Below are 20,510 nucleotides of genomic sequence, written 5' to 3'. Positions count from 1 at the left end.
TGAGACGCGTGCGTGTCAGACGCGTGCGTGAGACGGGCCCGCCTCCCGCTCCGGCCACGGCGGGCGGCCTCGTCCTCAAACGCCGCGGGGGCTGGTTGAGTGGACGTATGTCGGAATTCGCGGAACTCGAGGCGGAACTGCGGAGCGCCGTCCGGGGTGAGGTCGGCTTCGACGTCACGTCCCGGGCCCTGGTCACCATGGACGCGTCCAACTACCGGCGGGTTCCGGCCGGGGTGGTGGCCCCCCGGGACGCGGACGACGTGGCGGCCGTACTGGAGGTGTGCCGGACCCACGGCGTGCCGGTGGTCGCCCGGGGCGGCGGCACGTCGATCGCGGGGCAGGCGACGGGCACGGGGGTGGTGCTGGACTTCACCCGCCACATGAACCGCCTGCTCGAAATCAACCCGGACGGGCGTACCGCGGTGGTCCAGCCGGGGCTGGTCCTGGACCGCCTCCAGGAGGCCGCGGCCCCGCACGGCCTGCGTTTCGGCCCGGACCCCTCCACGCACGGCCGCTGCACGCTCGGCGGGATGATCGGCAACAACGCCTGCGGCTCGCACAGCGTGGCCTGGGGCACGACGGCGGACAGCGTCCGGGAGCTGGACGTGATCACCGCGCGGGGACGGCGGCTGCGGCTCGGGCGGGACTGGGCCGGGGCGCCGCAGGGCCTGCGGGAACTGGTGGCCGGGGACCTGGCCCGGCTGCGCACCGGCTTCCCGGACCTGCCCCGCCGGATCTCCGGCTACGCCCTGGACGCCCTCCTCCCCGAGCGGGGCGCGGACGTCGCCCGCTCCTTCTGCGGCAGCGAGGGCACGCTCGGGATCCTCACGGAGGCGACCGTACGACTCGTGGCGGCCCCACGCGCGCGTGCGCTCGCGGTGCTCGGATACGCCGACGAGAGCGCGGCGGCCCAGGCGGCGGCGGGGCTGCTGGAGTTCGCGCCACTGACGGTGGAGGGCATGGCGGCCGACCTGGTGCCGTCCGCGGCCGGACTGCCCCGGGGCGGTGCCTGGCTGTTCGTCGAGACGGGCGGCGAGACGGCGGCCGAGGCACGCGCGCGTGCGGAGACGATCGTCGGGGCGGCGGACGTCCTCGACGCGATGGTCGTCACCGACGCCACGGCGCAACGCGCGCTCTGGCGCGTGCGCGAGGACGCCGCCGGTACGGCGACGCGGATGCCGGACGGCGGGGGCACCTCCCGCTCGGGCGGAGCCGGGAGCGGGGGAGCCGGGAGCGGGGGAGAGGCGTGGCCGGGCTGGGAGGACTGCGCGGTACCGCCGGCCCGGCTCGGCGCGTACCTGAGGGACTTCCGTGCCCTGCTGAGGGCCCACGACCTGCGCGGCACGCCCTACGGCCACTTCGGCGACGGCTGCATCCACGTCCGTATCGACTTCGACCTGCTGAGCGAGGCGGGCGTGGCCCGGTTCCGCCGTTTCTCCGAGGAACTGGCGGACGTGGTGGTGGCGCACGGCGGCTCCCTGTCCGGAGAGCACGGGGACGGCCAGGCGAGGGCGGAACTCCTCCCGAAGATGTACGGCGACGAGATGGTGACGCTCTTCGAACGGGCGAAGGGGATCTGGGACCCCGACGACCTCCTGAACCCCGGCATGCTGGTCCGGCCCGCGCCCCTGGACGCGAACCTCCGCTTCGCCGTCCTGCCCCGCGAGCCGGTGCCCGTGGCCTTCGGCTACCCCGCCGACGGCGGCGACTTCTCGGCGGCGGTCCGCCGCTGCGTGGGCGTGGCGAAGTGCCGTACGACCGGGACGGACGGCGCCTCGGTCATGTGCCCGTCCTTCCGGGCGACCGGCGAGGAGCAGCACTCGACCCGCGGCCGGGCCCGGCTGCTGCACGAGATGCTGGCGGGCGACCTGGTGACGGACGGCTGGCGCTCGACGGAGGTCCGGGACGCCCTGGACCTCTGCCTGTCCTGCAAGGGCTGCCGGTCGGACTGCCCGGTCGAGGTGGACATGGCGACCTACAAGGCGGAGTTCCTGCACCAGCACTACGCGGGCCGGCGCCGCCCGGCGGCCCACTACAGCATGGGCTGGCTGCCGAGATGGCTCCGCCTGGTGGCCCGCACCCGCACGGCGGCGCTCCTCAACGCACTCGCCCGGGTACGCCCCCTGGCATCCCTCGCCAAGCGCCTCGGCGGCATCGCACCGGAGCGGCGGATCCCGCGCCTCGCGACGGAGCCCTTCGGCCGGTGGGAGCGCCGCCGGGAGCGCGGGCGCCGGCGCGACCGGCGGGCGGACGCGCGGGCGGACCGGCGGGCGGACGCGCGGGCGGACCGGCGGGCGGACGCGCGGGCGGACCGGCGGGCGGACCTCCCGAAGCGGCCGGCCTTCCTGTGGCCGGACACCTTCACGGAGTACCTGTCGCCGTCCGTGGGCCGTGCCGCCGTACGGGTGCTGGAGGCGGCGGGCGTGGCGGTCACGGCCCTGCCGACCCGGCCGTGGAAGGCACGGCGGCCGGACGACGGCGACCGGGAGGGCTACGGCAGATCCGCGCTGAGTCCGCGCCGGACCCGCGCCTGCTGCGGCCTCACGTACCTCTCGACGGGCCAGCTGGACCGCGCCCGCGAGGTGCTGCGCCAGACGCTGGACCTGCTGGAGCCGTTGCTGCTGCGGTCCGCGGACGCCGAGCCGGAGTGGCAGTCGGATCCGGCCCCCGACGGCGAGTTGCCGCCGTTCGTCGTCCTGGAACCCAGCTGCGCCGCCGCCCTCCGTGCCGACCTGCCGGAGCTGCTCCCGGACGACCCCCGGGCCGCCCGCCTCGCCGCCCGGGTGCTCACCTTCGCGGAGGCACTGGAGCGCCTGGCCCCCGACTGGACCCCGCCCCGCCTGGACCGTCCGGTCACCGGCCAGACCCACTGCCACCAGCACGCGGTACTGGGCGACGCCCCCGACCGCCGCCTCCGCGAGGCCGCCGCCCTCACTGGCGACCTCGTCGGCGGCTGCTGCGGCCTGGCGGGCAACTTCGGCTTCGAGAAGGGCCACTTCGAGGTGTCGAAGACCTGCGCGGAGGAACAGCTCCTGCCCGCGGTACGGGAGGCCGAGCCCGGCACACTCGTCCTGGCCGACGGCTACTCCTGCCGCACCCAGCTGGAACAACTGGCGGGGGTGCGGGGGAGACACCTTGCGGAGGTGCTGGCGGAGGGACTGGAAGGGAAGGAAGGGCCGGAAGGGAAGGAGGCGCACTGCGCCACGTCCGCCGGCTCGCCCGGCCCAGCTTCATAAGCCGGCTCTCAGGTACATAAGAGAACTCTCAGCTTCGGGGTCGTTATACAGCTGTTACCTATGTATTCACAGCACCTGCTTGCCGTTTGCGAGCTGACTTTGCCGTTGCTTGGGATCTGGGCCGTGTAAGTTTCTCGGTGTCGGGCGGCGGGGATTGCCGAGGATGACGATCCGAAATCCCCGGACGTTGCCCCAAGAGAATTCTCGTACCATCCCGCACCACTTGCACTTCGAACTCTCAAGGAGTCGGAATGAGCCTCAAGAAGCTCGCCCCGCTGCCCCCCAAGCCCAAGAAGCAGCTGCCCCCGCCGCCGCCGAAGCCCAAGAAGCGCGCGCCGAAGCCGGCCCCCAAGCCGATCCCGGGCGGCCAGGACAACTGAGTCAGCCGTAAAAAGGACCGACGGTTCGCCGTCGGTCCTTTTTCGCTCGCGAATTTCCGTGGTTCTGGCGTCGGAGAATGGAGGTAGTGCGAAATGCGCGTGAAGGAGAGTGAGGGCGCGGAATACGAGTACGAAGTCGACGGCTCGAAACACGAGGAGGACGACGAGGAGTACGACGACGAATACGAGGACGAGTACACGCCCACCATCCCGGCCCGTGCCGCCTTCCGCCGCTTCTGGCCGCTGACCCGGGGGCTGCGCGGCTGGCTGGTGCTCGTCTGGGTGTGCACGGTGATCGCCGCGCTCGCCGAGACCGAGGCCATCCTGCTCTTCGGCGACCTCACCGACCACGCGTTGCAGAAGGGCTCGCTCAGCGCCTTCTGGAGCCCGGCCGGCAAATGGCTGGGCATCGCGGTCGTCGGCGCGATCGTCGCGTACGCCGGCAACTCCCTGGCCGCCTGGACGACCGAACGCTTCGTCATGCGGCTGCGCGAACACGTCTTCGACCACGTCCAGCAGCTGCCCCCGCACTTCTTCCAACGGCACCGCCAGGGCGACCTGCTCTCCCGCCTGACCGGCGACGTCGAGGCCATCGAGACCCTGGTCGTGTCCGGCCTGGTCGGCGCCGCATCGGCCCTGTTCAGTGCCCTCTTCTACGCGGCCGCCGCGTTCTGGCTGCGCTGGGACCTGGCCGCCGCCACCTTCGTCCTCGCGCCCCTGTTCTGGCTGGCCGCCCGCCGCTTCTCCGGCTCCATCAAGGACGTCTCCCGGCAGGGCCGGGTCGCCGACGGCGCCATCACCTCCGTGGTCGAGGAGTCCCTCGGCAACATCGTGCTCACGCAGGCGTACGACCGCCGCGACGCCGAGCGCCGCCGGCTGCACGAGGAGGCGAGCGCCTGGTTCCGCGCCTCGGTCCGCGCCACCCGCCTCAACGAGGCCTACGAACAGCTCGTCCAGGTCATCGAGACGATCTGCGTCCTCGCCGTCATCGGCATCGGCGCCTGGGAGATCTCCACCGGCCGCATGACCCTCGGCCAGCTCCTCGCCTTCTCCGCCTTCCTCGGCTACCTCTACCCGCCCGTGCGCGGCCTCGCCCAGCTCGGGCTCACCGTCACCGCCGCCACGGCGGGGGCGGAGCGGCTGATCGAGATCCTGGACGTGCGGCCGTCGGTCGCCGACCCCCGGCGCGGCACCGCTACCGACACCGGCCGCCCGGACGGCGCCATCGAGGTCCGCGCCGTCGGCTTCCGCTACCCCGGCGCCGACCGGACCGCCCTGGAGGGCCTCTCCTTCACCGTCAGCCCCGGCGAACTCGTGATCATCACCGGCCCCAGCGGCGCCGGCAAGTCCACCGTCTCCAAGATGCTGCTCCGCTTCTACGATCCCGACAGCGGCGAGGTCCTCCTCGACGGCGTCCCGATCCGCGACTTCCCGCTGGCCCGGCTGCGCGAGTACATCACCCTGCTCCCGCAGGAGACCCTCGTCCTGCACGACACCGTCCGCGCCAACATCGCCTGCGGCCGCCCCGGCGCCAGCGACCAGGCCATCGAGGACGCGGCCAGGGCCGCCGACGCCCACGACTTCATCGTCCGGCTCCCCGACGGCTACGACACCAAGGTCGACCCCAACTCCGCCCGGCTCTCCGGCGGTCAGCTCCAGCGCCTGGCCATCGCCCGCGCGATCCTGCGCGACGCCCCCGTCCTCGTCCTCGACGAGCCGACCACCGGCCTGGACGCGATGGCCGCCCGCCGGGTCGTCAAACCGCTGCGCCGCCTGATGGCCGGCCGGACGACCATCATGATCACCCACGACCTCAACCTCGCCCCCGACGCCGACCGCATCCTCGTCGTCGACCGCGGCCGCATCGTCGAGACCGGCCGCCACGACGAACTCCTCGCCCGCGGCGGCGCCTACTCCCGGCTCCACCGCTCCCAGAACAACGCGGCGATGGACACCGGCGAACTGCGCCTGCCACTGTTCGCGGAACAGGGCGGCGCGGCACCGGCGGCAGGGGCCGTGGGGGTGGGGGCGCCCCAGGCCTCCTACGCGGGGGCGCACGGCGGCGGGGATGGTGGGTACGCCCCTCAGCAGCCGTACGGGAACATGCACGACTACGACTACAACGTGTACGCGGCCGCGGGGCTATGGCCCCAGCCCATATACGAGGCCCACATGGGCTCGGCGCACATGGAGGCGGCCCATATGGAGCCAGCTCACACGGAGGCCGACTACGGGGCCAACGTGCCCACCACGCTCCCCGACGGCCGGCCCCTGTTCCGCGACGAGGAGCCGTGGCCCGGCATCTGAGGGCCGCCCCGGACGGGTCTCCACGCCACTGAGTGCTCGTCACATGAGTGTTGTTACACACCTATTGCACAAGGGATCTTCAAGAATTCTCCACCCGGTTCGTAGGCTGCGTACGCCAATGGGCTCCGCCGGGGCGACCCGCCGAGCCTCTCTCGATCTCAGGGGGACTCACATGCGTATACGTGTCGCGGCCACCGTTCTGTCCGGTGCGGTCGTGCTGTCCGCGCTCGCTGTTCCGGTGGCCGCCCAGGCGGCGTCACGCCCGAGCGTGAAGGCGCAGCTCAGCTCCTTCTCCGCGCACTCCGTCTCCGCCGCACACGCCGCGAACTCCGCACAGACCGTCCGGCCGAAGGACGGGATAGGGACCATCACCTTCTCGAAGGGCGTCGTCAACGGCGGCAAGGACATCGTCCTCGGCACCACCACGAACAAATCAGTCACCGCGACCTACACCGCCACCAGCTCCAGCGGCGTCGCGCTCACCGAGGCATTCCTCTGGCAGGGCACCGACCCCTCCAGCACGGACACCATCACCGGCGCCCTGGGCACCGACGACGACCCGGTCTGCACCGAGTCCACCACCCAGACCGGCGTCTACAGCTGCAAGGCCGTCTTCAACATCCACGCGGCCACCGACATGAAGAACAATGGCGCCGCCGGCACCTGGAAGCTCGCCATCGGCGGCTACGACCTCTCCGCGAGCGCCAGCTTCGACGACAACATCGGCACCGGCAAGATCAAGAAGGCTTCCAAGCTGACCGCCGACGCCACGCCGGAGCCGGTCAAGAAAGGCAAGACCATCACCGTCACCGGCAAGCTGACGCGTGCCAACTGGAACACCGGCACGTACTCCGGGTACGCGTCGCAGAAGGTGCAGTTGCAGTACCGCAAGAAGAGCAGCACCACCTACACCACCCTCAAGACCATCACCGCCGGGACCGGCGGCGCCCTCAAGACCACGGTCAAGGCCACGGCCGACGGGTACTACCGCTTCTCGTTCACCACCAACGCCACCACCGGCGCCTCGACGGCGACCGGCGACTACGTCGACGTGAGGTAATCCTGGAGATCCGCTCCAGCGCCGTTCGGTCTCGCCCCGAGCTTGGGGATGAGGCCGAACCACGTCCCGAGCACAGACCGCCGCCCGCCACATAGGTAAATCCCCGGGCCGCTCGACGGTGTGGGCCGTCCGTACCGCGTATCCGGAGGGGTGACCATGACGGCGGAGTTCGGGCTTTCCTGGCTGTCCATGCAGTGCGACGGCCTGGACCAGACCATGACCGTGGCGGAACTGGACTGCCTCGTCGAGAGCGGCCCCCAACCTGCCCTGCTGATGATCGCTGCCCGTTCGGTGACCGACGTTCCCGCGCCGGGCCACACCCTGCTCGGCCGGGACGTACGGCTGCTGCTGGAGTCGCCTCTCGACGACGCCGTGCTGCGCACGGTGTGGGCCGGGGGCACGGACAGCGCCTTCGATCCCGGATGGGACGAGGGGAGCATGCGGGACTGGCTGGCCGGGATCGAGGGGGCGTGGCTGGCCGCCGAACGGCTGACGCACCCGGGCTTCGTCCCGCCTCCGCCGATGCCGACGGCTGATCCGGGTCTGCGTGCGGCAGTCCTGGAAACCATGGACGGAGTGGCGCCCCGGCTGGCGGCCGCGCGGGAGGCTCGCGTCTGGCTTCCCGCGCTCCCCGGTCTGGTGTCCGCGGTGATCGAGGTGGTCGAGAGCGTCGACGTGGACCTGGGGTTCCGGCTCTTTCTGCGAATGCTGAAGGCCTCGGCCCTGCCCATCGGCCCGCGTGATCACCAGGCGTTCCTCGCGGTCGGTGAAAGGTTCGGCTACCCGGACCTGGTCGCGGAAGGCTATCTCCACGTTGTCCCGGCCGAGCCGTAGGCACCGCTAGCGGCAAGGCGGGTGGCGAGCGAGCCACCGTGTGTACCGGGGCCCCGGTACGGCAAACCAGCCGTATCGGGGCCCCGGTGCTCAGGGCCGTCCAACCCGGCGCCCTGGGCGCCGCCCGCCGACGCCTCGACGCCTCGGCATCTCACCATCCAGGACAGCCCCATAAGAGGTTCACGCGCCTGTCGGAGTCCATTACCCTGGACTGAGAAGTGCACCGTAATGAACAGCGAATCTCCTGGACCGCCCGTGACCACCCCCAGCACCTCACAGCCGACGTCGACGCCCACGCCCGCCCCGGTGTCCGTGCCCGCCGCCACCGGCGTCGCGGGCCGGCTCGGCTCGCTCGGGCCCGTCGGGCTGGTGCTGGCCGGAGGGATCTCCGTGCAGTTCGGCGGGGCCCTCGCGGTGACCCTGATGCCCCGGGCGGGTGCGCTCGGTGTGGTGACCCTGCGGCTGCTCGCGGCCGCGGTGATCCTGCTCGTCGTCTGCCGGCCACGGCTGCGAGGCCACTCCCGCACCGACTGGGGCACGGTGATCGTCTTCGGCACCACCATGGGCGCGATGAACGGCCTGTTCTACGAGTCCGTCGACCGCATCCCGCTGGGCCTCGCCGTCACCCTGGAGGTGCTCGGACCGCTCGCCCTGTCCGTGCTGGCCTCCCGGCGCCTGATCAAGGCCCTCTGGGCGGGACTGGCGCTGGGCGGTGTCTTTCTGCTCGGCGGCGGGAACTTCAGCGGCCTCGACCCCGTGGGTGTCGGCCTGGCCCTGGGGGCCGGTGCCATGTGGGCCACCTACATCATCTTCAGCGCCCGCACCGGCCGCCGCTTCCCGCAGGCCGACGGCCTCGCGCTGGCCATGGCGGTCGCGGCCCTGCTGTTCCTCCCGCTGGGCATCGCCGAGGCCGGCGGCAGACTTCTGGACCCGACCACCGTCGCCCTGGGCTCGTCGGTGGCGATCCTCTCCTCGGTCCTGCCCTACACCCTCGAACTCCTCGCGCTGCGGCGCCTGCCCGCCCCCACCTTCGCCGTCCTGATGAGCCTGGAACCGGCCATCGCCGCCATCGCCGGTTTCCTCGTCCTCGGCCAGGCCCTGTCGGCCACCCAGGCGGCCGCCGTCGCCCTCGTCATCGCGGCGAGCATCGGCGCGGTCCGCTCCCAGGTGGGACGCGGCCGGAGACCGGCGGGCGGTCCTCAGCCGGAGCCGGTGGCCGGTCCTCAGCGGGAGGGGAAGGGCAGCGCGTCCTGATACCCGTTCGAGGGCCGCTGGATCTTCTTCACGGTCTGCGCGTCCAGCGCGACCGGCGCGGACTTCGTGCCCGGCTTCCCGCCCGGATGCCAGTTCCCGGTGACGGAGACCCAGGTGTTGGCGGGCGGGATGCTGCTGCTGTAGATGCGCGCCTTCACCGACTGCGACTGCGACTGCGACTGCGACCGCCGGCCTGGAGGAAGTCGTGCTGGAAGGCGCGCCGGAACTCCGTCCAGCGGTGGTGCCCCGGCTGGTGCCCGGTGTGCCGTACGGCGGGCCGCAGCCACTCCTCCCGGCCCAGCCAGAGCCACAGCCGGCCCATCACGGCGGCGGTGACCAGCGAGGCGAGCAGCCGGGCCAGCACCATGAGGGGGGTGCCGGGGAAGGCGGTGGCGGTGGCGGTGAGCACGACCGGGTTGATGGCGGGCGCGGAGAGCAGGAACGCGAACGCGGCGGCCGGGGTGACCCCGCGTCCGATCAGGCTGTTCGCCACCGCCACCGCCACCGCCACCGCCACCGCCACCGCCACCGCCACCGCCACCGCCACCGCCACCGGCACCGACGCGCACTCGCACCCCGGCAGCACGACCCCGGCGACTCCGGTGACCGGCACGGCGAGCGCGGGCCGCTTGGGTAGCAGCCGTGTGAACACCCGCTCCGGCACGAACGCGTTGATCGCCCCCGACAGTGCCGTACCGAGCAGCAGAAACGGTGTCGCCTGCACGATCACCGAGGCACGCCGTCTGCCGGGCCTGCAGCGCGGCCTTGCTGACGCCCTGGCCGACGAGGAAGAGCGCGCCGTGCCGGGCAGGACGGTGGCGGCCACTGGGAGAAGGGGCCAGAAGCGTGGGGGCTCGGGCGGTGGCGGGTCCTCGGTGCCCGCGTCCGCCGGGTAGCCGTCCGCCGGGTAGCCGTCTGCCGGGTAGCCGTCTGCCGGGTAGCCGTCTGCCGGTTAGCCGTCCGCCGGGAGTCCGACGACCGCGGCCGTCTCCGCCCCGGCGGCGAGTTCATCTGTCCTCCGCACGTCCCGCACGCCCCGCACGCCCCGCACGCCTCACACATCAAGCCATCGCCGGATGTTCGTATCGAACATGGGGCATGACGGTCCCGGTGCCACGGCGGGCTGTGCCAAGGATTGGCCCAGGGTGACTCCAGAGGTCGCCAAGAAGTACCCCGGGACGTCGGCGGCCCCCGCCGCCTGCCCCGCTTCCCGCCGCGGACCCAAATTCATGCAAGCGTGCTTGATTGTTTCCTGGGTCGCTGCCATGCTCCTCCCCATGTCCGATCCGACGCCCGTCATCGACGACCTGCGTGAGGAAAGTGCGGAACTCGACCGGCTGGTAGCCGAGTTGGGGACCGAGCAGTGGGCTCTCCCCACTCCCGCGCCCCGCTGGACCGTCGCCCACCAGATCGCCCACCTCGCCTGGACCGACCACTCCTCGCTGCTGGCCGTGACCGATCAGGACGCCTTCGCCCGCGAGGTCGAGAAAGCCCTGGCCGCACCCGGGGACTTCGTGGACAACGGGGCCGAGGACGGCGCCGCCAAGCCCCCCGCCCGGTTGCTCGCGGACTGGCGAGCCGGGCGCGAGGCCCTCGACCAGGCACTGCGCGCGGCGCCCCCACGGGCGCGTTTCCCCTGGTACGGCCCCCCTATGTCGGTCGCCTCCATGGCCACCGCCCGGCTGATGGAGACCTGGGCGCACGGCCTGGACATCGCCGAGGCGCTGAGTGTGACCCGCACCCCCACCGACCGGCTCCGGCACATCGCCCGCCTCGGCGTCCGCACCCGCGACTTCGCCTTCGGCGTGCACGGACTGCCCGTGCCCTTCGAGGAGTTCCGCGTCGAACTCACCGCCCCGTCCGGCGCACAGTGGACATACGGCCCAGAGGACGCCGACGACCGGGTCACCGGCCCTGCCCTCGACTTCTGCCTCCTGGTCACCCAGCGCGCGAACCGCGCCGACCTCGCCCTCGAAGCCGTCGGCCCCGACGCCGACCGCTGGCTGGACATCGCCCAGGCCTTCGCCGGCCCGCCCGGCCCCGGCCGCACCCCGAAGGGCGACACCCCGTGACCCTGCGCATAGGCAACGCGTCCGGCTTCTACGGCGACCGCTTCGACGCGCTGCGCGAGATGCTCACCGGCGGCGGACTCGACGTCCTCACCGGCGACTACCTCGCCGAGCTGACCATGCTCATCCTGGGCCGCGACCGGCTCAAGGACCCCGGCGCCGGATACGCCCGCACCTTCCTGCGCCAGCTGGAGGACTGCCTGGGCCTGGCCCAGGAGCGGGGCGTGCGGATCGTCACCAACGCCGGCGGCCTCAACCCGGCCGGACTCGCCGACGCCGTACGGCAGCTCGCCGGCCGGCTCGGCATCCCGGCGCGTGTCGCACATGTGGAGGGCGACGACCTCACCGCCGCCCACCCCGGCAGCCTCGCCGCCCACGCCTACCTCGGCGGCTTCGGGATCGCCGAGTGCCTGCGGGCCGGCGCCGACATCGTGGTCACCGGCCGGGTGACCGACGCGGCCCTGGTCACCGGCCCCGCCGCCGCCCACTTCGGCTGGCGGCCCGGGGACTACGACCGGCTCGCGGGTGCCGTCGTCGCCGGGCACGTCCTGGAGTGCGGGACCCAGGCCACCGGCGGCAACTACGCCTTCTTCGCCGAGGCGGAAGCCGCCGGCCGCGACCTGCGGCGGCCCGGCTTCCCGCTCGCCGAACTCCACGAGGACGGCAGCTGCGTCATCACCAAGCACCCCGGCACCGGCGGCTTCGTCGACGTCGGCACGGTGACCGCCCAGCTCCTCTACGAGACCGGCGGCGCCCGGTACGCGGGACCCGACGTCACCGCCCGCCTCGACACCGTGCGGCTCAGCCAGGACGGCCCGGACCGGGTACGGATCGAGGGCGTACGGGGCGAGGCACCGCCCCCCACCGTCAAGGTCGGCCGCAACCGGCTGGGCGGCTTCCGCAACGAGGTCGTCTTCGTGCTCACCGGGCTCGACATCGAGGCGAAGGCCGCGCTGGTACGGGAACAGATGACTGACGCGCTCGCCGCATCACCCCCCGAAGAGGTCCGCTGGGAGCTGGTGCGCACCGACCGCCCCGACGCGGACACCGAGGAGACCGCCAGCGCGCTGCTCCGGCTCGTCGTACGGGACCAGGACCAGCGGACCGTGGGCCGGACGCTGAGCGGAGCCGCCGTGGAACTGGCGCTCGCCAGCTACCCCGGCTTCCATGTGCTCGCCCCACCGGGGAAGGGCGCACCCTACGGGGTCTTCGAGGATGTGTACGTCCCCCAGGGCGACGTGCCCCATGTGGCCGTCCTCCACGACGGGCGACGGATCCCTGTGCCGCCGGCCCAGGACACCCTCGTACTCCAGGACCCGCCCGCACCACCGCTGCCCGAGCCGTACCCGGCCGGCGGTCCCACCCGGCGGGCCCCGCTCGGGCTCGTCGCCGGGGCCCGCAGCGGGGACAAGGGCGGGAACGCCAACGTCGGCGTCTGGGCGCGCTCGGAGGAGGCCTGGCGCTGGCTCGCGCACACCCTGACCGTCGACACCTTCCGCCGCCTCCTCCCCGAGACCCGCGAGTTGCCGGTCACCCGGCACCCGCTCCCCCGTCTCCGCGCCCTCAACTTCACCGTCGAGGGCGTGCTCGGCGAGGGGGTGGCCGCCCAGCACCGTTTCGACCCCCAGGCCAAGGCCCTCGGCGAATGGCTCCGCTCCCGCCACCTGGACATCCCGGAGGCTCTGCTGTGACCGTCCTCTCCTCGGCGCTGGACACCGCCTCGCCGGACTACCGGGCGAACCGCGACGCCATGCTCGCCAAGCTCACCGACCTGGAGGCCGAGCACGCCAAGGCCCTCGCGGGCGGCGGCGCGAAGTACGTCGACCGCCACCGGGGGCGCGGCAAACTCCTCGCCCGCGAGCGCATCGAACTGCTCCTCGCCCCCGACACGCCCTTCCTGGAGCTGTCCCCGCTGGCCGCCTGGGGCAGCGACTACGCCGTCGGCGCCGCACTGGTCACCGGCATCGGGGTCGTCGAGGGCGTGGAGTGCCTGATCACCGCCAACGACCCGACCGTGCGCGGCGGCGCCAGCAACCCCTGGTCGCTGAAGAAGGCCCTGCGCGCCAACGACATCGCCCTCGCCAACCGGCTGCCCTGCATCAGCCTGGTCGAGTCCGGCGGCGCCGACCTGCCCTCCCAGAAGGAGATCTTCATCCCGGGCGGCGCCATCTTCCGCGACCTGACCCGGCTCTCGGCCGCGGGCATCCCCACCATCGCCGTCGTCTTCGGCAACTCGACGGCCGGTGGCGCCTACGTCCCCGGCATGTCCGACCACGTGATCATGGTCAAGGAACGCGCGAAGGTCTTCCTCGGCGGACCGCCCCTCGTGAAGATGGCGACCGGTGAGGAGAGCGACGACGAGTCGCTGGGCGGCGCGGAGATGCACGCGCGCGTGTCGGGCCTCGCCGACTACTTCGCCGTCGACGAACCGGACGCGCTGCGCCAGGCCCGGCGGGTGGTGGCCCGCCTCAACCACCGCAAGGCCCACCCCGACCCCGGCCCGGCCGAGCCCCCCAAGTACGACCCGGAGGAGCTGCTGGGCGTGGTCCCCGGCGACCTCAAGATCCCCTTCGACCCGCGCGAGGTGATCGCCCGGCTCGTCGACGCCTCCGACTTCGACGAGTTCAAGCCGCTGTACGGCACGAGCCTGGCCACCGGCTGGGCCGCCCTGCACGGCTACCCGGTCGGCATCCTGGCGAACGCGCAGGGCGTGCTGTTCTCCGCGGAGTCCCAGAAGGCCGCCCAGTTCATCCAGCTCGCCAACCAGCGCGACATCCCCCTCCTCTTCCTCCACAACACCACCGGCTACATGGTCGGCAAGGAGTACGAGCAGGGCGGCATCATCAAGCACGGCGCGATGATGATCAACGCGGTCAGCAACAGCCGCGTCCCGCACCTCTCCGTCCTCATGGGCGCCTCCTACGGCGCCGGGCACTACGGCATGTGCGGCCGCGCCTACGACCCCCGTTTCCTGTTCGCCTGGCCCAGCGCCAAGTCTGCCGTCATGGGCCCGCAGCAGCTCGCCGGCGTGCTCTCCATCGTCGCCCGCCAGTCGGCCGCCGCGAAGGGACAGCCGTACGACGAGGACGGCGACGCGGCCCTGCGCGCCATGGTCGAGCAGCAGATCGAGTCCGAGTCGCTGCCGAAGTTCCTGTCCGGGCGGCTGTACGACGACGGCGTCATCGACCCGCGCGACACCCGCACCGTCCTCGGCCTGTGCCTGTCCGCCGTCCACACCGCCCCCTACGAAGGCGCGCGGGGCGGCTTCGGCGTCTTCCGGATGTGAGGGACCACGTGATTTCGACCCTGCTCGTCGCCAACCGCGGCGAGATCGCCTGCCGGATCTTCCGCACCTGTGCCGAACTCGGCATCAAGACCGTCGCCGTGCACTCCGACGCCGACGCGAACGCGCTGCACGCGCGCGTGGCCGACACCGCCGTACGGCTGCCGGGCGCGACACCCGCCGACACCTACCTGCGCGCCGACCTGGTCGTGAAGGCCGCCGTCAGCGCCGGCGCGGACGCCGTGCACCCCGGATACGGCTTCCTCTCCGAGAACGCCGACTTCGCGCGCGCCGTCATCGACGCCGGGCTGGTCTGGATCGGGCCGCCGCCGGAGGCGATCGAGGCGATGGCGTCCAAGACCCGCGCCAAGGAGCTGATGGGGATCGCACCCCTGGGCGAGGTGGCCGAGTCCGACCTCCCGGTGCTGGTCAAGGCGGCCGCCGGCGGCGGCGGGCGCGGCATGCGCATCGTGCGCCGCCTCGACGAACTGGGCGCCGCGCTGGAGGGCGCGCGCGCCGAGGCCGCGAGCGCCTTCGGCGACGGCGAGGTCTTCGTCGAGCCCTACATCGAGCACGGCCGCCATGTGGAGGTGCAGATCCTCGCCGACACGCACGGCACCGTCTGGCCGCTCGGCACACGCGACTGCTCACTCCAGCGCAGACACCAGAAGGTGATCGAGGAAGCACCGGCGCCCGGCCTCCCCGAGGGGCTGGTGAAGGAGCTGCACGCGCTGGCCGTGCGCGCCGCGCGGGCCGTCGCCTACGCCGGCGCCGGCACCGTCGAGTTCCTCGTCGCCGACGGCAGGGCGCACTTCCTGGAGATGAACACCCGCCTCCAGGTGGAACACCCCGTCACCGAGGCCGTGTTCGGCCTCGACCTGGTCGCGGAACAGATCCGCGTCGCCGAGGGCCGCGCCCTGCCCCTCGACCCGCCCCGCGCGCACGGCCACGCGATCGAGGCCCGCCTCTACGCCGAGGACCCCGCCCGCGACTGGGCCCCCCAGACCGGCACCCTGCACCGCCTCGCCGTACCGGACAGCGTCCGCCTGGACACCGGCTACACCGACGGCGACGAGATCGGCGTCCACTACGACGCGATGCTCGCGAAGGCGGTCGCCCACGCCCCCACCCGCGCGGAGGCCCTGCGCAAACTGGCCCACGCCCTGGAACAGGCCACCCTGCACGGCCCCACCACCAACCGCGACCTCCTCGTCCGCTCCCTGCGCCACGAGGAGTTCGCCGCCGCCCGCATGGACACGGGCTTCTACGACCGCCACCTCCCGGAGCTGACACCGCCCGCCCCCGACCCCCACGCCCCCCTCGCCGCCGCCCTGGCCGACACCCACGGCCGCTCCCGCTTCGGCGCCTGGCGCAACCTGCCCTCCCAGCCGCAGACCAAGCGCTACCTGATGGCCGGCGAGGAACACGAGGTCCACTACCGGCACACCCGCGAGGGCCTCACCGCGGACGGCGTACGGGTCGTGCACACGGACGCGCGCCTGGTCGTCCTCGACATCGACGGCGTCCACCGCAAGTTCCAGGTGTCCAGGTACGGCGACCGGATCCACGTCGACAACACCACCCTGACCGCCCTGCCCCGCTTCCCCGACCCGAAGGCCCAGTTGGCGCCGGGGTCCTTGCTGGCACCGATGCCGGGGACGGTCGTACGGGTGGCGGAGGGCCTGGCCGAGGGGGCGGCGGTCGAAGCCGGCCAGCCTCTGCTCTGGCTGGAGGCGATGAAGATGCAGCACCAGATCGCAGCACCGGTCACGGGGACCCTCAGCGAACTGCGGGTCGTCGTCGGCCAACAGGTGGAGCCCGGCTCTCTGCTGGCGGTGGTGCAGGCGCCCCTTTAGGGGCGCGGGGCTGTATTCGATATGCGGCTACCGCCGCGTGAGCGCGAACAACCACACACAACCCGCACCCGAAGGAGCCACCTTTGCTCCCCCAAATCGAAACCGACGAACACAAGGCACTCCGCGCAGCGGTAGCCGCCTTGGGCGCGAAGTACGGCCGCGACTACATCACCCGCACCATCGCCGAGGGCCGCCACCCCACCGAGCTCTGGAACGAAGCCGGAAAACTCGGCTACCTCGGCGTCAACCTCCCCGAGGAGCACGGCGGCGGAGGCGGCGGCATCACCGAACTCTCCATCGTCCTGGAGGAACTGGGCGCCGCCGGCTCCCCGCTCCTCATGCTCGTCGTCTCACCCGCGATCTGCGGCACGGTCATCGCCCGCTTCGGCACCGAGGAGCAGAAGCGGGCCTGGCTGCCCGGACTCTCCGACGGCTCACGCCGGATGGCCTTCGGCATCACCGAACCCGACGCCGGCTCCAACTCCCACCGCATCACCACCACCGGCCGCCGCGACCCGGACACCGGCGACTGGCTGCTCACCGGCCGCAAGGTCTTCATCTCCGGCGTCGACACAGCCGACGCTGTCCTGATCGTCGGCCGCACCGAGGACGCCCGCACCGGCCGCCTCAAGCCCTGCCTGTTCATCGTCCCGACCGACGCCGAGGGCTTCCACAAGAGCCCCATCGACATGGAACTCAGCGCCGCCGAGAAGCAGTTCGAGCTGACCCTGGACGACGTACGGCTGCCCGCGGACGCGCTCGTCGGCGACGAGGACGCCGGCCTGCTGCAACTGTTCGCCGGCCTCAACCCGGAGCGGATCATGACGGCCGCGTTCGCGATCGGCATGGGCCGTTACGCACTGTCCAAAGCGATCGAGTACGCGCGCGACCGCACCGTCTGGAAGGCCCCCATCGGCGCCCACCAGGCCATCGCGCACCCCCTCGCCCAGGCGCACATCGACCTCGAACTCGCCCGCCTGATGATGCAGAAGGCGGCATACCTCTACGACACGGGCGACGACATCGGCGCAGGTGAGGCCGCCAACATGGCGAAGTACGCGGCGGCAGAGGCATGCGTGAAGGCCGTCGACCAGTCCGTGCACACCCTCGGCGGCAACGGACTCACGCGGGAATTCGGGCTCGCCTCGTTGATAACGGCCTCGCGTGTGGCTCGTATTGCTCCGGTGAGCAGGGAGATGATTCTCAACTACGTCTCCCACCAGACCCTCGGCCTGCCCAAGTCGTACTGAGGTCGCACTCAGGTCGTATCGAGGCCCAAGGCCGCCTTGGAGGAACCGTGTTCCGCAGCGAGTACGCAGACGTTCCGCCCGTAGAACTCCCCATCCACGAGGCCGTACTGGGCAGGGCCGCCGACTTCGGTGACGCGCCCGCCCTGATCGACGGCACCGACGGCACCACCATCACCTACGCACAACTGGACCGGTTCCACCGGCGGATCGCGGCCGCGTTCGCCGACGCCGGCGTCCGCAAGGGCGACGTGCTCGCCCTGCACAGCCCGAACACGGTCGCCTTCCCGACGGCGTTCTACGCGGCCACGCGCGCGGGTGCCTCCGTCACCACCGTGCACCCGCTCGCCACGCCCGAGGAGTTCGCCAAACAACTCAAGGACTCCGCGGCCCGCTGGATCGTCACCGTCTCACCGCTGCTGGAGGCCGCCCGCCGGGCCGCCGAACTCGCCGGCGGCATAGCGGAGATATTCGTCTGCGACAGCGCGCCCGGACACCGCTCCCTGATCGACATGCTCGGCTCCACCGCCCCCGAGCCCGAGGTCGACATCGACCCCGTCGAGGACGTCGCCGCCCTGCCGTACTCCTCCGGCACCACCGGCGTCCCCAAGGGCGTGATGCTCACCCACCGGCAGATCGCCACCAACCTCGTCCAGCTGGAACCCGCCGTCCCGGCCGGCCCCGGCGACCGCATCCTCGCCGTCCTCCCGCTCTTCCACATCTACGGCCTCACCGCGCTCATGAACGCGCCGCTGCGCAAGGGCGCCACCGTCGTCGTACTGCCCCGCTTCGAGCTGGAAACCTTCCTCGCGGCAATCCAGAACCACCGCATCACCGGCCTGTACGTCGCCCCGCCGATCGTCCTCGCCCTCGCCAAGCACCCCGCCGTCGCCGACTACGACCTGTCCTCCCTGAAGTACGTCATGAGCGCCGCCGCCCCCCTGGACGCCCGCCTCGCCGCCGCCTGTTCGCAGCGGCTCGGCCTGCCGCCGGTCGCGCAGGCCTACGGCATGACGGAACTCTCGCCCGGCACCCACGTCGTCCCCCTCGACGCCATGCGCCAGGCACCGCCCGGCACCGTCGGCAAGCTCATCGCCGGCACCGAGATGCGGATCGTCTCCCTCGACGACCCCAGGAAGGACATCGGCATCGGCGAACCCGGCGAGATCCTCATCCGCGGCCCCCAGGTCATGAAGGGCTACCTCGGCCGCCCCGACGCCACCGCCGACATGATCGACAGCGACGGCTGGCTGCACACCGGGGACGTCGGCCACGTCGACGCGGACGGCTGGCTGTTCGTCGTCGACCGGGTCAAGGAACTCATCAAGTACAAGGGCTTCCAGGTCGCCCCCGCCGAACTGGAGGCCCTCCTGCTCACCCACCCGGGCATCGCCGACGCCGCCGTCGTCGGCGCCTACAACGAGGACGGCAACGAGATCCCGCACGCCTTCGTCGTCCGCCAGCCCACCGCCGCCGACCTCACCGAGAACGAGACCATGCTGTACGTCGCCGAACGCGTCGCGCCCTACAAACGCGTCCGCAAGGTCACCTTCATCACCGGCGTGCCCCGCGCGGCCTCCGGAAAGATACTCCGCCGCGAACTGCGCGCCCTCGCCAAGGCCGGGGAACCCGAGGAGGGCCCATGACGTTGATCGGACAGACACACGCGCGTGCCGTCACCTCCCTCAGCCTCGACGCCACCGCCACCCGCAACGCCCTGTCCGCCGCCCTCGTCACCGAGCTCGCCGAGGCCCTCACCGACTGCGCCAAGGACCCCGACGTCCGCGCGGTCGTCCTCACCCACACCGGTGGGACGTTCAGCGCCGGCGCCGACCTGCGCGACCCGCCCGACCCCGACGCCCTCGTCCAGCTCCTGCGCCAGATCGTCGAGCTGCCCAAACCGGTCGTCGCCCGCGTCACCGGCCACGTCCGCGCGGGCGGCCTCGGCCTGCTCGCCGCCTGCGACATCGCCGCCGCGTCCACCGAGTCCACCTTCGCCTTCACCGAGGTGCGGATCGGTGTCGCCCCCGCGGTGATCTCCCTCCCCCTCCTCCCGCGCACCGACCCCCGCGCCCTCGCCCGCTACTACCTCACCGGCGAACGCTTCGACCCGCCCGAGGCCGTGCGCCTGGGCCTGATCACCACCACCGCCGACGACGTCGACACCGCCCTCGCCCCCGTCCTCGACGGCCTCCGCCGCTCCTCACCCCAGGCCCTGGCCGAGACGAAACGGCTGCTCACGGCTAGGGTGCTGGAGACATTCGACCGGGACGCGGCCACCCTCACCGCGCTCTCGGCCCGGCTGTTCTCCTCCGACCAGGCCCGCGAGGGGATGACAGCCTTCCTCGAACGACGGGACGCGGCGTGGGTGGTGTGAACACGGGTGTGAACACGGCGGAACGCGCCCCCAAACAGGACCGCAGCCGGGCCACCCGGCAGCGGCTCCTGGAGGCGGCCGTGGCCTGCCTGGCCGAGCACGGCTGGACGGGCTCCACGGTCGCCGTCGTCGCCGAACGCGCCGGCGTCTCCCGAGGAGCCGCCCAGCACCACTTCCCGACCCGCGAGGACCTGTTCACAGCGGCCGTCGAATACGTCGCCGAGGAACGCTCCACGGCCCTGCGCGCCCTGTTCCCCGAGGGCACGACCGGCGACCGCCGAGCAGTCGTGTCGGCCCTCGTCGACCTCTACACCGGCCCCCTCTTCCGCGCCGCCCTCCACCTGTGGGTCGCCGCCTCCAACGAGGACCAGCTCCGCCCCCGGGTGACGGAACTGGAGGCCCGCGTGGGCCGCGAGACCCACCGCATCGCCGTCGACCTCCTGGCCGCCGACGAATCCCGCGCCGGCGCCCGGGAGACGGTCCAGGGCCTCCTGGACATGGCGCGAGGCCTGGGCCTGGCCAATCTCCTGACCGACGACAGGGCGCGGCGGGAGCGCGTCGTGACCCAGTGGGCGGCACTGCTGGACGAGACGCTGGACTGAACCCT

15 protein-coding genes and 1 pseudogene are annotated in these 20,510 nt (G+C 72.4%); 14 read left to right on the top strand and 2 right to left on the bottom strand.

What is annotated here, in order from left to right; genetic code table 11:
* Positions 1-107 precede the first annotated feature (107 nt).
* The 6 genes from AB0P24_RS40080 to AB0P24_RS40055 all read left to right on the top strand — a co-directional run bounded on the left by AB0P24_RS40080 (position 108) and on the right by AB0P24_RS40055 (position 9,071).
* On the top strand, positions 108-3,236 hold the full coding sequence (locus AB0P24_RS40080; RefSeq protein ID WP_365802976.1) for an FAD-binding and (Fe-S)-binding domain-containing protein: 3,129 nt from the start codon (positions 108-110) through the stop codon (positions 3,234-3,236).
* Positions 3,237-3,487: 251 nt separating this feature from the next.
* Positions 3,488-3,616: a hypothetical protein gene (locus AB0P24_RS40075; RefSeq protein WP_258575023.1), complete on the top strand. Its 129-nt coding sequence runs from the start codon at positions 3,488-3,490 to the stop codon at positions 3,614-3,616.
* A 93-nt stretch (positions 3,617-3,709) separates the two neighbouring features.
* The gene (locus AB0P24_RS40070; protein WP_365802974.1) at positions 3,710-5,923 is read left to right on the top strand and encodes an ABC transporter ATP-binding protein; all 2,214 of its coding nucleotides are present in this window, start codon (positions 3,710-3,712) and stop codon (positions 5,921-5,923) included.
* A gap of 172 nt (positions 5,924-6,095) precedes the next feature.
* Positions 6,096-6,983: a hypothetical protein gene (locus tag AB0P24_RS40065; protein WP_365802972.1), complete on the top strand. Its 888-nt coding sequence runs from the start codon at positions 6,096-6,098 to the stop codon at positions 6,981-6,983.
* Between the two features lie 156 nt (positions 6,984-7,139).
* A complete protein-coding gene (locus AB0P24_RS40060; RefSeq protein WP_365802970.1) occupies positions 7,140-7,817 on the top strand; it encodes a hypothetical protein in 678 nt (225 codons plus the stop codon).
* A gap of 255 nt (positions 7,818-8,072) precedes the next feature.
* The gene (locus AB0P24_RS40055) at positions 8,073-9,071 is read left to right on the top strand and encodes an EamA family transporter (protein WP_365802968.1); all 999 of its coding nucleotides are present in this window, start codon (positions 8,073-8,075) and stop codon (positions 9,069-9,071) included.
* Here the strand turns inward: AB0P24_RS40055 and AB0P24_RS40050 are convergent.
* Together AB0P24_RS40050 and AB0P24_RS40045 are read right to left on the bottom strand one after the other, a co-directional pair.
* Positions 9,041-9,229, bottom strand: a complete 189-nt coding sequence (locus tag AB0P24_RS40050) for a hypothetical protein (RefSeq protein ID WP_365802966.1) — start codon at positions 9,227-9,229, stop codon at positions 9,041-9,043. The two genes, AB0P24_RS40055 and AB0P24_RS40050, sit on opposite strands and share 31 nt — an antisense overlap.
* Before the next feature lie 26 nt (positions 9,230-9,255).
* A pseudogene (locus AB0P24_RS40045) lies at positions 9,256-9,921 on the bottom strand (permease); the annotation flags it as partial.
* Between the two features lie 427 nt (positions 9,922-10,348).
* Here AB0P24_RS40045 and AB0P24_RS40040 point away from each other — a divergent pair.
* The 8 genes from AB0P24_RS40040 to AB0P24_RS40005 all read left to right on the top strand — a co-directional run bounded on the left by AB0P24_RS40040 (position 10,349) and on the right by AB0P24_RS40005 (position 20,505).
* Positions 10,349-11,143, top strand: a complete 795-nt coding sequence (locus AB0P24_RS40040; RefSeq protein ID WP_365802964.1) for a TIGR03084 family metal-binding protein — start codon at positions 10,349-10,351, stop codon at positions 11,141-11,143.
* Positions 11,140-12,831 carry an acyclic terpene utilization AtuA family protein gene (locus AB0P24_RS40035; RefSeq protein WP_365802962.1) on the top strand — a complete coding sequence of 564 codons (1,692 nt, stop codon included), beginning with the start codon at positions 11,140-11,142 and terminating at the stop codon, positions 12,829-12,831. Before AB0P24_RS40040 ends, AB0P24_RS40035 begins: the two co-directional genes overlap by 4 nt.
* Positions 12,828-14,426 (top strand): carboxyl transferase domain-containing protein, encoded by a 1,599-nt coding sequence (locus AB0P24_RS40030; RefSeq protein WP_365802960.1) that lies wholly within the window; start codon positions 12,828-12,830, stop codon positions 14,424-14,426. Before AB0P24_RS40035 ends, AB0P24_RS40030 begins: the two co-directional genes overlap by 4 nt.
* 8 nt (positions 14,427-14,434) lie before the next feature.
* Complete coding sequence (locus AB0P24_RS40025; protein ID WP_365802958.1) at positions 14,435-16,279, top strand: biotin carboxylase N-terminal domain-containing protein; 1,845 nt, start codon at positions 14,435-14,437, stop codon at positions 16,277-16,279.
* Positions 16,280-16,362: 83 nt separating this feature from the next.
* Positions 16,363-17,529, top strand: a complete 1,167-nt coding sequence (locus AB0P24_RS40020; protein ID WP_365802956.1) for an acyl-CoA dehydrogenase family protein — start codon at positions 16,363-16,365, stop codon at positions 17,527-17,529.
* 47 nt (positions 17,530-17,576) lie between these two features.
* Positions 17,577-19,172, top strand: coding sequence for a 4-coumarate--CoA ligase family protein (locus AB0P24_RS40015; protein WP_365802954.1), 1,596 nt, complete (start codon positions 17,577-17,579; stop codon positions 19,170-19,172).
* Entirely contained in the window at positions 19,169-19,903 is a 735-nt protein-coding gene (locus AB0P24_RS40010) for an enoyl-CoA hydratase family protein (protein WP_365802952.1), read from the top strand. Before AB0P24_RS40015 ends, AB0P24_RS40010 begins: the two co-directional genes overlap by 4 nt.
* Positions 19,891-20,505 (top strand): TetR/AcrR family transcriptional regulator, encoded by a 615-nt coding sequence (locus tag AB0P24_RS40005; protein ID WP_365802950.1) that lies wholly within the window; start codon positions 19,891-19,893, stop codon positions 20,503-20,505. Before AB0P24_RS40010 ends, AB0P24_RS40005 begins: the two co-directional genes overlap by 13 nt.
* The last annotated feature ends 5 nt before the right edge of the window (positions 20,506-20,510 follow it).

The sequence above is a fragment of the Streptomyces sp. NPDC086519 genome (genome assembly GCF_040686075.1).
In the GTDB taxonomy this organism is placed as follows: domain Bacteria; phylum Actinomycetota; class Actinomycetes; order Streptomycetales; family Streptomycetaceae; genus Streptomyces; species Streptomyces shenzhenensis.
This window is presented reverse-complemented; position numbering and strand designations above follow the sequence as displayed.